This is a genomic window from Flavobacterium panici (assembly GCF_903819335.1).
GTDB lineage: Bacteria > Bacteroidota > Bacteroidia > Flavobacteriales > Flavobacteriaceae > Flavobacterium > Flavobacterium panici.
In genome coordinates this window covers 38,883-52,857 of record NZ_CAIJDE010000055.1, presented here as the reverse complement: position 1 = coordinate 52,857, position 13,975 = coordinate 38,883, and the positions used below count along the sequence as shown (strand labels likewise).

Annotated in this window: 14 protein-coding genes; 6 read left to right on the top strand and 8 right to left on the bottom strand. The window is 33.0% G+C overall.

The window, feature by feature from the left end; translation table 11 throughout:
- Positions 1-137: 137 nt before the first annotated feature.
- Positions 138-989, bottom strand: coding sequence for a protease complex subunit PrcB family protein (locus FLAPXU55_RS17810; RefSeq protein WP_053474304.1), 852 nt, complete (start codon positions 987-989; stop codon positions 138-140).
- A gap of 200 nt (positions 990-1,189) precedes the next feature.
- Between FLAPXU55_RS17810 and rmuC the strand changes: the two genes are divergently transcribed.
- From rmuC to FLAPXU55_RS17790, 4 genes are all read left to right on the top strand, one after another.
- Positions 1,190-2,563: a DNA recombination protein RmuC gene (gene rmuC / locus FLAPXU55_RS17805; RefSeq protein ID WP_180859863.1), complete on the top strand. Its 1,374-nt coding sequence runs from the start codon at positions 1,190-1,192 to the stop codon at positions 2,561-2,563.
- Positions 2,564-2,596: 33 nt separating this feature from the next.
- Positions 2,597-3,145 carry an acyl-CoA thioesterase gene (locus FLAPXU55_RS17800; protein WP_053474302.1) on the top strand — a complete coding sequence of 183 codons (549 nt, stop codon included), beginning with the start codon at positions 2,597-2,599 and terminating at the stop codon, positions 3,143-3,145.
- Positions 3,146-3,326: 181 nt separating this feature from the next.
- Positions 3,327-3,722, top strand: a complete 396-nt coding sequence (locus FLAPXU55_RS17795; RefSeq protein ID WP_180859861.1) for a VOC family protein — start codon at positions 3,327-3,329, stop codon at positions 3,720-3,722.
- A gap of 575 nt (positions 3,723-4,297) precedes the next feature.
- Positions 4,298-4,867: a YceI family protein gene (locus FLAPXU55_RS17790; RefSeq protein WP_053474300.1), complete on the top strand. Its 570-nt coding sequence runs from the start codon at positions 4,298-4,300 to the stop codon at positions 4,865-4,867.
- 2 nt (positions 4,868-4,869) lie between these two features.
- Here the strand turns inward: FLAPXU55_RS17790 and FLAPXU55_RS17785 are convergent, their stop codons facing one another.
- Positions 4,870-5,781 (bottom strand): TIGR01777 family oxidoreductase, encoded by a 912-nt coding sequence (locus tag FLAPXU55_RS17785; RefSeq protein ID WP_180859860.1) that lies wholly within the window; start codon positions 5,779-5,781, stop codon positions 4,870-4,872.
- 99 nt (positions 5,782-5,880) lie between these two features.
- Between FLAPXU55_RS17785 and FLAPXU55_RS17780 the strand changes: the two genes are divergently transcribed.
- Both FLAPXU55_RS17780 and FLAPXU55_RS17775 read left to right on the top strand, forming a co-directional pair.
- The gene (locus FLAPXU55_RS17780; protein ID WP_180859859.1) at positions 5,881-6,543 is read left to right on the top strand and encodes a TetR family transcriptional regulator C-terminal domain-containing protein; all 663 of its coding nucleotides are present in this window, start codon (positions 5,881-5,883) and stop codon (positions 6,541-6,543) included.
- A complete protein-coding gene (locus tag FLAPXU55_RS17775) occupies positions 6,540-7,844 on the top strand; it encodes an ABC1 kinase family protein (protein ID WP_180859858.1) in 1,305 nt (434 codons plus the stop codon). The genes FLAPXU55_RS17780 and FLAPXU55_RS17775 overlap by 4 nt, the downstream gene beginning before the upstream one ends.
- A gap of 156 nt (positions 7,845-8,000) precedes the next feature.
- On the opposite strand, the gene FLAPXU55_RS17770 is transcribed toward FLAPXU55_RS17775, so the two are convergent.
- The 6 genes from FLAPXU55_RS17770 to FLAPXU55_RS17745 all read right to left on the bottom strand — a co-directional run bounded on the left by FLAPXU55_RS17770 (position 8,001) and on the right by FLAPXU55_RS17745 (position 13,962).
- Positions 8,001-9,296 (bottom strand): cryptochrome/photolyase family protein, encoded by a 1,296-nt coding sequence (locus tag FLAPXU55_RS17770; protein WP_180859857.1) that lies wholly within the window; start codon positions 9,294-9,296, stop codon positions 8,001-8,003.
- Between the two features lie 180 nt (positions 9,297-9,476).
- Positions 9,477-9,986 (bottom strand): SRPBCC family protein, encoded by a 510-nt coding sequence (locus FLAPXU55_RS17765; protein WP_053474295.1) that lies wholly within the window; start codon positions 9,984-9,986, stop codon positions 9,477-9,479.
- A 52-nt stretch (positions 9,987-10,038) separates the two neighbouring features.
- Positions 10,039-10,479 (bottom strand): sterol desaturase family protein, encoded by a 441-nt coding sequence (locus FLAPXU55_RS17760; RefSeq protein WP_180859856.1) that lies wholly within the window; start codon positions 10,477-10,479, stop codon positions 10,039-10,041.
- A 234-nt stretch (positions 10,480-10,713) separates the two neighbouring features.
- Entirely contained in the window at positions 10,714-11,553 is an 840-nt protein-coding gene (locus FLAPXU55_RS17755) for a phytoene/squalene synthase family protein (RefSeq protein ID WP_053474293.1), read from the bottom strand.
- Positions 11,554-11,556: 3 nt separating this feature from the next.
- Positions 11,557-13,023 carry a phytoene desaturase family protein gene (locus tag FLAPXU55_RS17750; protein ID WP_180859848.1) on the bottom strand — a complete coding sequence of 489 codons (1,467 nt, stop codon included), beginning with the start codon at positions 13,021-13,023 and terminating at the stop codon, positions 11,557-11,559.
- A 39-nt stretch (positions 13,024-13,062) separates the two neighbouring features.
- On the bottom strand, positions 13,063-13,962 hold the full coding sequence (locus FLAPXU55_RS17745) for a MerR family transcriptional regulator (protein WP_053474291.1): 900 nt from the start codon (positions 13,960-13,962) through the stop codon (positions 13,063-13,065).
- Positions 13,963-13,975: the final 13 nt, after the last annotated feature.

Here is a 13,975-nt window from a genome sequence, read left to right as displayed (position 1 = left end):
AAATAGTTCTTAAAAGCTTACAAAACTACATTTTGTAAATAGTTAGAACTAGTGGTATTTTGTGTTAGTTTTTGATTATCAAGTATATCTGTATCTTCTATTGGATAATAAAAGATACAGATGTTACTTAATGAGTATTATTTTAAGCTGTTGATTTTTGCCTTAAGTGCCATTCTGAAAGCTTTTATTTCACTGCTCATATCCGGAGTATCATTATTGTCAATAGTAATTTTAGTTACTGTAATTCCCTGACGAAGCTCAAAATAAACGCCGCCCTGAGCACCTGGTGTACCATAGGTTTTTGTCTGGCCTTTAATTGCTGTAATTTCTGTAGGGATAGTTTTTGACAATGTAGTATATTCACTTCTTACCGTTTTAGCATTGTATTTATATTGCTCAAACTCGTAGTTTCCGGTAGTTACACCAAGGAATTTTAAAATATTGTAGTCATTGATCTGAAAAAAGTCATTTGTAGTTCCAAAACTTCCAATTACGATATTGTCAGGACTTTCGTTAGTTCTGTTAAACAAAATTGCTTTTGCTGTTTTAGGGATCAAAATGAAATCTGTCGGGTAAGTTGGAGTCTGCGTTAAAGTTTCTCCCGTTTGAGGTCCTTTTTCGTAGAAATTAACAATGATTTCGCAGTTATTTTGTACAATAGAAGTAATTTTTATGGCGTAACCATTTGTAGGTTTTACTCCTGCAAAAAGTGCAATCATATAGTTATCACTAAAATTAATGTTTGGATCGCTTGCAACTGTACAGGTATTGGCATGTTTTGTAAAATAAGCGTCCATTTTTTCCTGCGAAGTTATAATAAGGGCACTTGGATTATTAGGTAAAGTTTTTACACTATAATTACATAAAACAGGGAAGCCCGAAAAAGGTAAATCTACATTAGTTCCACAGTCAACATTCAGGTCGTCATTACTAAGAGAGCAGGCGCTAAATCCAAAAGCGATAAATAAGCTCAACATTAATTTTTTCATGATTATTTTTTAATAGGTTATATAATGTAGATGGAGCAGCTTTAAAATGGTTGCGTGAAAAATTATTTTTTTAAAGGATTTCCGTAAATCTTATTTAGATTGTTTGTTTAATTTAGACCCCATACTAATTCGTGATATTTTAATTTTTAAAAACACGAACTACGTATTATTGCGTACTTTTACTTAAAATTAACTTAGATATGTTAGAATTTCTTCCACTTTTATTGGCTTTTGTAATTGCTTTGTTTCTGGGGATATACTTAGGAAAAATGTTGTTTTCTGCTAAATTTCAGGCAGAAAAAGTAAGTTTAGAAGAAAGACTTACTGCAAATGCAAATCAGCTTCAATTACAGAAAGAGCAGTTTGAAACAGAAAGAAATAATTTTCAGAAGCAACTTCATTTAATTAATTCTGAAAAAGAAAGTATCCGAACAGAAAAAGACAGTCTGGCCATTCAGCTTTCTAAAAAAGAAGTTGATTTTGAGAATCTTTGGGAACGCCATAAAGAGCAGAAAAGTGAAATAAACGAACTTCAGGAAAAATTCACCAAAGAATTTGAAAATCTGGCGAACAAAATTCTCGAAGAAAAATCGGCAAAATTTACAGAACAGAATAGCGAAAACATGAAAAATATCCTGCTGCCACTTCAGGATAAAATTCATGTATTTGAACAAAAAGTAGATCAAACCCATAAAGAAAGTATTGATTATCACGCAGCATTGCGCCAGCAGATTATTGGTTTAAGCGAAATGAACGCTCAAATGAGCAAAGAAACCCTAAACTTAACGAAAGCGTTAAAAGGGGACAGCAAAATGCAGGGAAACTGGGGTGAACTTGTTTTAGAACGTGTTCTCGAAAAATCTGGTTTAGAAAAAGGAAGAGAATATGAAGTACAGCAAAGTTTTGTAAATGCCGAAGGAAACCGTGTTTTTCCAGATGTTGTCATCTATCTTCCGGATGGTAAGAAAATGATTGTCGATTCTAAAGTTTCTCTTGTTGCTTATGAAAAATGGGTAAACGAAGAATCTGATTTACTAAAAGCAGACTGGCTTAGAGAACATGTTTCATCTATTAAACGCCACGTTGAGCAACTCGGAAATAAAAACTATCATGATTTATATCAAATAGAAAGCCCGGATTTTGTTTTGCTTTTTATCCCGATAGAACCCGCTTTTGCGATTGCGCTCAACGAGGATTCTACGTTATATAATAAAGCTTTCGACAGAAATATTGTAATTGTTACACCAAGTACATTATTAGCAACGCTGCGCACGATAGATAGTATGTGGGCAAATCAAAAACAACAGGAAAATGCTTTTGAAATTGCCCGACAAGCCGGAGCTTTATACGATAAATTTGAAGGTTTTGTTACCGATTTAGTTAGAATTGGAAATAAAATAAAAGACACTAAAACTGAATACGAAAACGCCATGAATAAGCTTGTTGACGGCAAAGGAAATTTGATTTCGAGTGTAGAAAGATTGAAAAAAATGGGTGCAAAAGCCAAGAAATCACTTCCTGAAAATATTATCAACAGAGCTTTAAATACGGATGAAACCGAATTATTGAATTAAAATAAAATACCAAATATTCCAAAAACAAAAAACATGACTACAGATTTTAAACCCGTTTCTTCCTCAAAAATCAGCATTTCAGAATTAATGCTTCCGTCGCATACTAATTTTAGCGGTAAAATTCACGGGGGCTATATTTTACAGCTTTTAGATCAGATTGCATTTGCTTCGGCGTCAAAATTTAGCGGTAACTATTGCGTAACGGCTTCTGTTGATACCGTAAACTTTCTTAAACCAATAGAAGTTGGAGAATTAGTAACCATGAAAGCCTCTGTAAATTATGTGGGAAGAAGTTCGATGATTGTGGGCATTCGTGTTGAAGCAGAAAATATCCAAACCGGAGTAATCAAACATTGTAATTCCTCTTATTTTACAATGGTTGCCAAAGATAAAGAAGGTAAAAGTGTTCCTGTTCCGGGATTAATTTTATCAAATTTAGATGAAGTGCGACGTTTTAGAAAAGCAATCAAACATATCGAGGTTCGAAAAGAAGTAGAAGAACACGAAAAAGTTGCCAATATTAACTCAATCGAAGACTTAGCAAGCCTAGATAAATACAATGTGCTCTTAGAAATCAGCTAAATTTTTCTACCGATCAGATATCTCTCTGAGATATTTCTTTCGTATTTAGTTGTAATTTTTTCATTCAATGATTATATTAGTAATATAATATCTCGTTGGTAGACGAAAAAGATATGTACCAACACATTTTGTCCCGTAGGGATATCTCATTTTTATTAATCATTCATTAAATAAAGAAATCATGATAAAGTTTGGATATACAATTTTATACGTTGAAGACGTAGAAAAATCAATAGAGTTTTATGAAAATGTATTCGGGTTCGCAAGAAAATTTATAAGCCCGGATAATGATTATGGAGAATTAAATACGGGCGAAACCACCATTTCGTTTGCATCAAAAAAGTTGGCATCGCATAATTTAAGCGAAGGTTTTATAGAAAGCAGTTTAGAAGACAAACCTTTTGCAATAGAATTAGGTTTTATTACAGAAGATGTTGGCGATCTTGTTCAAAAAGCAACTTCGTTTGGAGCCGTTTTAGTTACAGAACCAAAGAAAAAACGGTGGGGACAAGTTGTAGCGTATGTTAGAGATACAGATGGTTTTTTATTGGAGATTTGTACGCCAATGCATGGATAAAATGTCATTAATAATAGCGGTATAGTCCCTACGTGACATTTGGGTCATTCGTTATTTTTTTTTGCTACCGATATGTAATCTCTACGAGATATTCCGTTAGGAATTACATATCGGTAGAAAAAATTAAAATTTTCAAAAACGAATTTTGTTCAAATAGAATATTCACAAAAGAATATCTCGGAGAGATTACATATCGGTAGAAAAATCAAAATTTCCATCTCGTTTTGTCCCGTAGGGACTATACGACATTTATTATTTCGCTGTCAAAAAAAATATCTCGTAGAGATATCTCATCGGTAGAAAAAATAAAATTTCCGACCCCAATATTTGTCCCGTAGGGACATTTGATTTCACCTCAAACAAATTACATTTCACATTTTATATCCACCATTTCGTACACCAAAATATTCACAAATATTTAGCACTAGTTCAAGAACTCCGCATCTTGAAATTTCGTAACTTTAAGTATAAACATTAGGTTACGAATTTTTTCACGGAGTACTGCCGTTCTATTTTTGAACTTGTAAAATTCTTCTTAGAAATAGAATGACATAATTGTTTAATTGATGACGATTATGAAAAGAACTACATTACTTATTTTATTTTTTACTGCATTTTCATTACTTGCCCAAGACAAATTTAAAACCACTACGGCAGTTGTAAATTTTGAAGCTTCTGTTCCTTTTTTTGAAGAAGTAAAAGCAGTAAATAAACTCGGAACTATTATTCTCGAACCTGAAACAAGTACTTTAATCTGTACTGTTGTAATCAAAGATTTTCGTTTTAAAATGGATTTAATGCAAGAACATTTTAATGAAAATTATATTGAAAGCCATCGTTATCCAAAATCAGTTTTTAAAGGAAAAGTTCAAAAATTTGACTTGAAAAACGTTGATGAAATTGAAAAGGAATATGACGTAAAAGGAAAACTTTACCTGCACGGAAAATCGAAAATCATTGAAATGAAAGCCTTAATAAAAAGAGTTCCGGACGGAATACAGATTTCGTGTAATTATCCAATTTCAGTTTCAGATTTTAATATAGAAATACCGAGTGTGGTTGCCAGCAAAATTTCAAAAACGGCCAATACAAATTTACTTGGAGTTGTAAAAAGTGAAGATATGAAGTATCTAACTTTGAAATGATTTTAATGAATACTTGCTATAAGCGCTTTTTCTAAATCAGTAAACTGAAATTCAAATCCGGTTTTTTGTATTTTTTCTGATGAAACCCTTTGTCCGGTAAGGACCGCTTCGCTCATTTCTCCTAAAACAATTTTAAGAATAAAAGGAGGGATTTTAGGCAGCCAGATTGTATATCCGTATAATGAAGCCAATATTTTAGAAAACCTTGAATTTGTAGTGTTATCTGTCACAGCCGCATTATACGGGCCATGCATTTGGTCATTTGAAACTGCTTTGCAATAAATCTGAGATAAATCTTCGATATGAATCCAGGGTAAATATTGTTTTCCTGATCCTAAAACAGCACCAAAACCAGCTTTAAAATTAGGATTGACTTTTTTCAAAAAACCTTCATCTTTTCCCAATACAATTGCAGTTCTGATTTTTACAGTTCGAATGCCTAATGCTCCGATTTTATCAGCTGCATTTTCCCAAATTTGGCAGGTTGTGCCTAAAAAGTCATTGGCAGCAGGCGTTTCTTCAGTACAAATTTTATGACTGGTAACAGCGCCATAAATTCCCACTCCCGAAGCCGAAATAAAAGCATTAAGCTTTTTATTGTTTTTTTCTAAAACCGAAAAAATCAAATCAATTGGTTTTATGCGGCTTTCCAGAATTGCTTTTTTTCTTTTTTCTGTCCATCTTTTTTCAACGATTCCTTCACCGGCAAGGTGAATTACGAAATCAGCATTGAGAACGGCATTTTCATCAATATAATTTTTGTTCAAATCCCATTTATAATACGTGATTTCAGTTGTATTTTTTTTATGGGAACGGCTCAAAACAGACACAGAATATCCAGCTTGAATAAGAACATTTGTTAGATGTTTTCCAATGAATCCGCTTCCTCCGGTTAATAGAACATTTTGAGCCATAATAGTTTATAATATATTTAACAGTGCTTGCCGTTTAATCATTAGTAAAGGTACTTAAACAATGTTTACCTTTATGGCAAATTCTAAATTTTAAATAAAATGACGACTAAAAAAAAGGTAATTACCAAAGATGATATCGTTTCAAAATACATGGATGAAGTTTTAGAAAAAGGCCAAAAACCAAAATCAGTTTATCATTTTGCGAAAGAAAATGATTTTACCGAAGCGGAATTTTATTCCTTTTTTGGAACATTAGAAGGTTTAGAAAAAGAAATATTCCGATTGTTTTTTGAAAACACGGTTAACTTACTTCACAAAAACGAAGAATATCAGGAATATGACATGAAGAATAAAATGCTGAGTTTCTATTTTACCTTCTTCGAAATTTTAACCGCAAACAGAAGTTACGTTTTACAATCGCTTAAAATTGATAGAAATCCGCTTAAAAATCTGGTTCAGTTAACTACGCTTAGAAATAGTTTCAAAGAATATGTTTCAGAAATTCTGACTGATGATTATAGATTAGAATTAGAAAAACTGCAGAAATATCAGGAAAAAGCCATTCAGGAATCGGCATGGTTACAATTAATGCTGACGATTAAATTCTGGATGGAAGATGAATCTGCTGCTTTTGAAAAAACAGACATCTTTATCGAAAAATCAGTTAATGCATCATTTGAATTAATGAATGTTGCACCAATGAATCATTTAATAGATTTTGGAAAATTTCTATTCAAAGAAAAAATATACAGCAAGCAATGAAAACAATCGATTATATTCCAACTTCAAAAATAGAAAGAGCTGGAAAACTAGTTCAGACCGGAGCTAAAATAGGAGTAAATTATATAAAGCATTATGCTGAAAAAGTAGTAAATCCGGATTTAAGCCGCGATAAACTTAACGAAAATAACGCCGAAGATATTTACGACGGACTTAAAAGCTTAAAAGGAAGTGCCTTGAAAGTAGCGCAGATGTTAAGCATGGACAAAAACTTTTTGCCTCAGGCTTATGTGGAGAAATTCTCTTTGTCACAATTTTCAGTTCCGCCGCTTTCTGCACCTTTGGTTTTAAAAACTTTCAAGACTAATTTTGGTAAAACGCCTTATGAAATTTTTGATGAGTTTAATGCAAATTCCGTAAATGCAGCAAGTATTGGTCAGGTTCATCTGGCTAAGAAAAACGATAAAAAACTGGCCGTTAAAATTCAATATCCGGGTGTTGCCAATAGTATTTCTTCTGATTTAGCTTTGGTAAAACCTATTGCAATCAGAATGTTTAATCTGCAGGGAAAAGATTCAGACAAATATTTTAAAGAAGTTGAAGACAAACTTATTGAAGAAACGAACTATTTGTTAGAATTAAAGCAAAGTCAGGAAGTTGTAGAAGCTTGTAATAAAATTGAAAACATCATTTTTCCAAATTACTATCCTGAATTTTCATCAGAGAAAATCATTACAATGGATTGGATGACGGGAATTCATCTTTCTGAGTTTACAGCTAAAAATACAGATCAGGTAGTTGGCGATAAAGTAGGGCAGGCGCTTTGGGACTTTTATATGTACCAAATTCATGTTTTGCGAAAAGTGCACGCAGATCCGCATCCGGGAAATTTTTTAGTTAATGATGAAAACCAGTTAATCGCTCTAGATTTTGGCTGTATGAAACAAATACCTGAAGAGTTTTATACACCATATTTCGAATTAATCAATAAAAATGTGATTACAGACGAGAAGCTTTTTAATAAAAAATTATTCGAATTAGAAATCCTTCGTCCAGACGACACTCCGGCAGAAGTAGAATATTTCACCGATATGTTTCATGATTTATTATCACTTTTTACCAAACCTTTTCAAAATGAGACTTTCGATTTTTCCGATGAAACTTTCTTTAATGCGATTGCTGAATTAGGCAAACGTTTTTCTGAAGATACAAATTTGAAAAAAATGAACGGAAATCGTGGTTCTAAACACTTTATTTACATGAACCGTACTTTCTTCGGACTTTATAATTTAATGTTCGATTTGAAAGCGAAAATTGTTGTGGAGAATTATTTGAAGTATTAAGTTGGGAAATTCCAAATTTTTTAAATTCCAAATTCCAATTTATAGATATACGCCTTTGTCAAAGTTTTAAACTTTGACAAAGGTTTTTTTTGTTTAATTTGTCAGGATGACAAGATTGTGTATAATTGGAATTTGGAATTTAAAAAATTTGGAATTTTATTTAATGATCCCCTTCTTATAAGTCGCAATCGCGCGATCCCTCGCAAAGGCATGATCAACCATAGGTTCATTATATCCAAAATCAAACTCAGGAATCCATTTGCGAATGTATTGGCCTTTTTCGTCAAATTTCTTTTGTTGGATTTCAGGATTAAAAACTCTGAAATACGGGGCAGCATCACAACCTGTTCCTGCGGCCCATTGCCAGTTTCCTACGTTTGAAGCCAGTTCAAAATCCAGTAATTTTTCGGCAAAATAAGCTTCGCCCCACTGCCAGTTAATCAATAAATGTTTGCATAAAAAACTGGCCACAACCATACGAACGCGATTGTGCATGTAACCCGTTTCGTTGAGTTGACGCATTCCCGCATCGACCATTGGATATCCCGTTGTTCCGGAACACCAGCGTTTAAAATCTTCTTCATTATTTCGCCATTGAATTCCGTCGTAAGCTGATTTGAAATTATTATTCACACAATTAGGAAAGCTGAACAGAATTTGAATAAAGAATTCTCTCCAAATCAATTCGCTTAAAAAAGTCTGATTTTTTTTGTTTGCCCAGTTTACTAATTTCCGAATACTTACGGTTCCGAAACGTAAATGCGGCGAAAGATAAGATGTACTGTCAAGAGCGGGAAAATCCCTTGTTTCCTTATAATTGGCAATTTGTGTTAAGTTGTGAGGCTGAACTTTTATAGAACTTCTTTCAAAACCAATTGCTGCTAATTCAGGAAATGGAAATTGATTTTTTGCAAAATTAGATTGAAATGAAGTGGAATCATATTCTGGAGCTGATCCTGATAAATGATATTTTTCAAGCCATTTATTTTTATAAGGAGTATAAACCGTGTACGGAAGTCCGTCGGCTTTTGTGATTTCTTTTTCTTCGAAAATAACATGATCTTTAAAAGAAAGACATTCAATATTATTTTCTTTTAATAAAGAACAAATTGCAGTATCACGCTGGATCGCAAAAGGCTCATAATCTTTATTGAAAAATACGTTTTGAATATCAAATTCTTCCAGAAGTGATTTCCAAACGTCTTTTGTTTTTCCTTTTTTGATTAAAACCGAAGATTTAAAAGTGTTTAATTCGGTATTTATTTTTTGAAGTGAATCGTAAATGAAACTTACTCGTGCATCGTTTTTTGGAAGATTATCCAGAATATCATCATCAAAAATAAATAATGGAATTACAGGAAAACTGGATTGTAAAGCATGAAATAATCCGGTATTGTCTTCTAAACGTAAATCACGTCTAAACCAGAAAAAGGAAACTTTTTGTTTTGTCATTTTATATGTTTTCGCTCGACTAATTTTTTAAGTTTTTTTCTTTACTGCCGAAATTTGCTCGCAAAGACGCAAAGTCGCCAAGTATTTCTTTTTAAGTTTTTGCAACAAAACTTTGCGACTTAGCGTCTTTGCGAGATTAAAAATTATGCGACTTTATTATGTGTCAAATAGAGAAAATGCTTAAATACTTTTTTGCTCGGCATTTATCTGTATAATCTTTGGCTGTGATTTTGAATTAAACAATTCTTCGATTTTATTATAACGGAAATCAAAAATGGTTTTTAATTTATTCTTCACCACCAACCAATTCATAATTCTCCCTAAAATTCCCAGTGGCAGCGCGTAATGAACAACGTCTGTCATTTTGGTTCCTCCGTCAGCAGTTCGTTCAAAAAAGTGTTTGTGGTGCCATAATTTATAAGGGCCAAAACGCTGAACATCGATAAAATAGTTGTTTTCTTTGCAGGCTGTGATTTCTGTAACCCACGAAATTTTGATTCCTAAAAGCGGTCGCAAAGTATAAGTTATAATTTGTCCGTGATACATTCGCTTTTCGTCAAAATCCTTGATTTCAAAATTCATATTGTCGAGTGTAATAGTCTGCAGGTTTTTTGGACTTGAGAAAAAATCCCAGCAGTCTTCGACCTTGGCGTTTACATATTGTACGGTTGCTATCTTGTATAATTTCATCTTCTAACTAAATCAATGGTTACAAATGTTTCATTTGGAACACCCAAATAAGCTACATTTTATAATATTTTAAGGGTACAAACAACATTCCGAAACATTCTCCTTTTTCTTTATTTAGGTGTTTGTGATGTATTTTATGTGCCTTTCGAAGCCCAATGAGGTATTTGTTTTTGGTGTTTTTAAACCATTTAAAACGCTGATGAATCAATACATCGTGAATTAAAAAGTAACAGGCTCCGTAAAGCGTAACGCCGCAGGCAATGAAAAACAAATAATTGAACCCGCCCTGAACTCCAAAATAAAATAGGAGAATACTTGGGATAGCAAAAATGACAAAGAAAATGTCGTTGCGCTCAAAAGTATGCTCGTATTTTGGCTGATGATGGTCAGCGTGAAAATACCACATAAAGCCGTGCATTACATATTTGTGCGTAAGCCAGGTCACACATTCCATAAACAGAAAAACGCCTAAAAAGATTAAAAAAGAAATCATTTTATAAATGTTGTTATTAAAATTATGATTTAAAATCGTTTGAGTTTAGCTTTAGTTTATAAAAGATTGACTCTAAAGATTATTTTTTTGTTATTGTGAGTTCTCTCATTTTTGTCATCCTGAGCGAAGTCGAAGGACCGTAAGCAGCTCCGCAATCTAAAGTAACAATCTTTGTAGAGCTTCTCGCGTTCCTTCGACTTCGCTCAGGATGACAAACCGTTCGTTTAATATAAACTAAACTAATTTCAGTTTATAAGTCACAAACGACTGCGCTAAAAGTCCGGCTTTTGTATAATTTGAAACTCTGATTCTTGAATTTCCAATTTCATGGGACGGTGTGTTTTTTAGTTTTTTAAGCAATTTGCTGTAATAAACATATGCCGTATAAACGCCAAATTTGGCTTCGATTGGCAATTTTACAATTCCCTGATAAGCAATGTGAAAATCTTCTTCAATTTCTTTAATGATCTGCGCTTTTGAATCTTCGTTGAAATTGTTGAGGTTAACGCCAGGGAAATAAGTTCGGTTTAAGATGGTATTGTCATCTTTTAAATCTCTCAAAAAATTCACTTTCTGAAAGGCCGATCCTAATCGCATGGCTTCGCTTTTTAATTGTTGATATTTATGTTCTTTTCCTGATACAAAAACCTTTAAACACATTAAACCCACAACATCTGCAGAACCGTAAATATAATCCGCATATTCGGCTTGTGTGTTATAAGTTGATTTTACAAGGTCGAGTTTCATGCTTTTTAAAAAAGCCTGAACCAGATCATCAGTAATATTATATTCTTTCACCGTATGCTGAAAAGAATTTAAAATAGGATTTAGGCTGATTCCTAATTCCATTGCTTTATAATATTCTTTTTCAAAATCGTCAATCAGGGCTTCTTTATCATAATCATGAAAAGAATCTACAATTTCGTCTGCAAAACGAACAAATCCATAAATGCTGTATATAGCATCGCGAATGCTTGGTGACAGCATTTTTACAGCAAGTGAAAAAGAGGAACTATAGTTTTTGGTAACTAGTTTGCTGCATTTAAAAGAAACGGCGTCGAATAATGATTTCATTTTTTAAGATCTTAAAGATTTTTGAATTAATTCAGCGGCTAGTTTTCCTGAAATTAATGCAGGCGGAACACCAGGGCCGGGAACGGTCAATTGTCCTGTGAAATATAAGTTACGTACTTTTTTGCTTTTTAGTTTTGGGCGCAAAAATGCAGTTTGCAATAATGTATTAGCCATTCCGTAAGCATTTCCTTTAAAAGCATTGTAATCTGCTTCAAAATCGTTTTTACAAAATGATTCCTTAAATATAATGTTATTTCTGATTTCTTGTTGTGTAAGTAGCTCAAAACGAGTAATTATCTTTTCGAAATATGCTTCTCTTAGTGTTTCGTTATCTTCAATTCCCGGCGCAAGCGGAATTAAGAAAAATCCCGTTTCCATTCCGTCAGGAGCTGCGGTCAGATCTGTTTTAGACGGGAAGTTGGCATAAAATAATGGAGCTTCCGGCCATTTTGGATTGTCATAAATATCAGCTGCATGTTGATTAAAATCGACATCAAAAAATAAGGCATGATGCGAAATATTTTCAATTTTCTTATTGAAACCCACAAAAAACAGGAGAGAAGAGGGTGCAAAAATTCGGCTTTCCCAGTATTTTTGAGAATAAACCTGATATTTTTTTTCCAGTAAAGTTTCGGTATGCTGATAATCGGCACCACTTAAAATAATATCGGCTTGTATAATTTCGCCATTAATAACAATTCCTGCTGCGATTTTATTTTTAACTATTATTTTTTCAATAGGAGAATTTGTTTGGATGGTAACACCAAGTTCTACAGCTAATTTTTCTATTCCTCGAATAACATCAAACATCCCGGTTTTAGGATGCCAGGTTCCGAGTCCAAAATCGGCATAATTCATAAAATTGTAAAATGAAGGCGTTTTAGTTGGCTTTGCGCCGAGGAATAAAACGGGAAATTCGAGAATTTGAATCAGCCTTTCATTTTTAAATTTCCTGCGTATATCTGAGCTGACATTGCTAAAAAACTGATTGAGCTTTAATGCTGTTTCCTTTGTAATTAATTCAAGTGGAGAAACTCCGGGACGATAAACCAAATCTTTTATGGCAATATCATAATTACTTTTGGCTTGATTAATAAAGATTTCCAGCTGGCTGCCGCTTCCTTTTTCAATTTCTTCAAATGTGGCTTTAATCTCTTCTAAATTATCATAAATGCTGATAAAATCATTTATTCCAAAATAAACGCGATAGGCAGGATTTAGCTTTATAAGCTCGTAATAATCTGATGGTTTTTTATTGAAGTCATTAAAAAAACGTTCAAAAACATCAGGCATCCAATACCAGCTTGGACCCATATCAAATGTAAAACCCTCTTTTTTGAATTGTCTTGCGCGACCGCCTATCGTTGAGTTTTTTTCGTAAATAGTCACCTTGTTACCTTGCTTTGCCAAGTAACATGAAGCGGCTAACGAAGAAAAGCCCGAACCTATAATTGCAATAGTTTTTGTCATTTTTGTTTAACAAATATACAAAAACTTTAAACGAAACTTTTATATTGTTTCCATTGTTTCTTCCATCGAATCAAAAATACGGATTCGTTCCGGCAGGTTTTTGTGATCAATATGTTCAACCATTTTACCCATAAGCCAGATTTCATTATTTTTTTGCAGCAGTTTTTGCCCCATTGACTTGACATACTGGTTGATAACGCTGCGATCCGGCTGTATTGTCATGAAGGAAACAAAAGTGATGTTTTCAAAATGTTTGGTTAAATCCTGTAGGTTTTCAATTGGCATACTTTCGCCTAAATAAATGGTTTTGTAGCCTTTAGATAAAATTTCATATTGAAGATAAAGCAATCCTATTTGATGAATTTCATTTAATGGAAGGGAAAGAACAAAGATTCGGTCTGTTTTTGTTGGTTTTTGAATCTGAAGGCTTTCAGTATAAATTAAGATTTTCTGTTTGATCAAATGACTCATAAAATGTTCATTTGCAGGTGTAATTGTTTCTGACTGCCACAATAATCCCAATTCTTTCAATAAGGGTAAAAAATGGTCTTTAAAAACTTCTTTGAATGTTTTTTCAGAAATAAGCCAGTCAAACGTGTTGAAAAACAGCTCCTGATCAAAATTCATCATCGCCATTTTAAAAGATGTAATGGCGTAGTTTTGAGAGTTTTTCTTCGAAATAATTTCACGGACCAACTGCGGAATTTTTTCTTCAGGATAAGTTGCTATTTTAGAAATTTTATAGCCGTATTCGTGTAATAATGTGATGTTAAGAAGTTTCTGTAGATTTTGCAGATTATAAAGCCTGATATTGGTATCAGTACGCATTGGCTCCAAAATATTATACCTTTTTTCCCAAATGCGAATCGTGTGTGCTTTTATTCCGGATAAATTCTCAAGATCTTTTATACTGAAAACAGTTTTTATATTGTTTACCATTTGATACGATTAT

Excerpts from the sequence above, each read along its gene's own strand:
- FLAPXU55_RS17770 (WP_180859857.1), bottom strand. The coding sequence starts at position 9,296 with ATGACAAAACAAAAAGTTTCCTTTTTCTGGTTTAGACGTGATTTACGT.
- FLAPXU55_RS17800 (WP_053474302.1), top strand. The coding sequence starts at position 2,597 with ATGACTACAGATTTTAAACCCGTTTCTTCCTCAAAAATCAGCATTTCA.
- FLAPXU55_RS17750 (WP_180859848.1), bottom strand. The coding sequence starts at position 13,023 with ATGACAAAAACTATTGCAATTATAGGTTCGGGCTTTTCTTCGTTAGCC.
- FLAPXU55_RS17785 (WP_180859860.1), bottom strand. The coding sequence starts at position 5,781 with ATGGCTCAAAATGTTCTATTAACCGGAGGAAGCGGATTCATTGGAAAA.
- FLAPXU55_RS17790 (WP_053474300.1), top strand. The coding sequence starts at position 4,298 with ATGAAAAGAACTACATTACTTATTTTATTTTTTACTGCATTTTCATTA.
- FLAPXU55_RS17780 (WP_180859859.1), top strand. The coding sequence starts at position 5,881 with ATGACGACTAAAAAAAAGGTAATTACCAAAGATGATATCGTTTCAAAA.
- rmuC (WP_180859863.1), top strand. The coding sequence starts at position 1,190 with ATGTTAGAATTTCTTCCACTTTTATTGGCTTTTGTAATTGCTTTGTTT.
- FLAPXU55_RS17755 (WP_053474293.1), bottom strand. The coding sequence starts at position 11,553 with ATGAAATCATTATTCGACGCCGTTTCTTTTAAATGCAGCAAACTAGTT.
- FLAPXU55_RS17765 (WP_053474295.1), bottom strand. The coding sequence starts at position 9,986 with ATGAAATTATACAAGATAGCAACCGTACAATATGTAAACGCCAAGGTC.
- FLAPXU55_RS17810 (WP_053474304.1), bottom strand. The coding sequence starts at position 989 with ATGAAAAAATTAATGTTGAGCTTATTTATCGCTTTTGGATTTAGCGCC.
- FLAPXU55_RS17795 (WP_180859861.1), top strand. The coding sequence starts at position 3,327 with ATGATAAAGTTTGGATATACAATTTTATACGTTGAAGACGTAGAAAAA.
- FLAPXU55_RS17775 (WP_180859858.1), top strand. The coding sequence starts at position 6,540 with ATGAAAACAATCGATTATATTCCAACTTCAAAAATAGAAAGAGCTGGA.
- FLAPXU55_RS17760 (WP_180859856.1), bottom strand. The coding sequence starts at position 10,479 with ATGATTTCTTTTTTAATCTTTTTAGGCGTTTTTCTGTTTATGGAATGT.
- FLAPXU55_RS17745 (WP_053474291.1), bottom strand. The coding sequence starts at position 13,962 with ATGGTAAACAATATAAAAACTGTTTTCAGTATAAAAGATCTTGAGAAT.